The sequence below is a fragment of the Streptomyces sp. NRRL S-1022 genome, assembly GCF_000720135.1.
Classification (GTDB): domain Bacteria; phylum Actinomycetota; class Actinomycetes; order Streptomycetales; family Streptomycetaceae; genus Streptomyces.
The window spans coordinates 1-383 of record NZ_JOIU01000144.1; the positions used below are offsets into that span (position 1 = coordinate 1).

A 383-nucleotide genomic window follows, 5' to 3' on the forward strand; every position below is an offset into this window, starting at 1 on the left:
CGATGAATGGCACGGAGAATTACAAGTATGGACCGGTGGCAAAAGAAAGCAGACCTGGCCGGCGAAGACATCCGTGGGCACAGGTGCTGAAATGGGTGACGCTATGGGGACCTTGCGATCCGGGCGCTGGATGCGGGGCAGCGCTTCAGGGTGCGTCTGCGCCCTGAGGGAGGAACCGCTTGTGGTGGTACTGCGGATTCCTCCGGGGCGTCCCGCAGGTGAAAGCCGCTGCGGGATACGCGTGCAGCTGGGGCCCGCACCCCGAAGGATGCGGGCCCCAGCTGCGGATTGCGCGTGAGCGTCAGGCCGGAACGATGTTCTCGGCCGTCGGGCCCTTCTGGCCCTGCGCGATGTCGAAGTTCACCTTCTGGCCCTCGAGCAGC

The 383-nt window shown here is 65.5% G+C and carries 1 protein-coding gene; it reads right to left on the reverse strand.

The window, feature by feature from the left end; translation table 11 throughout:
* Window positions 1-301: 301 nt before the first annotated feature.
* A partial coding sequence (locus tag IG05_RS43255; RefSeq protein WP_037815961.1) for a cold-shock protein occupies window positions 302-383 on the reverse strand: 82 nt, incomplete at its 5' end.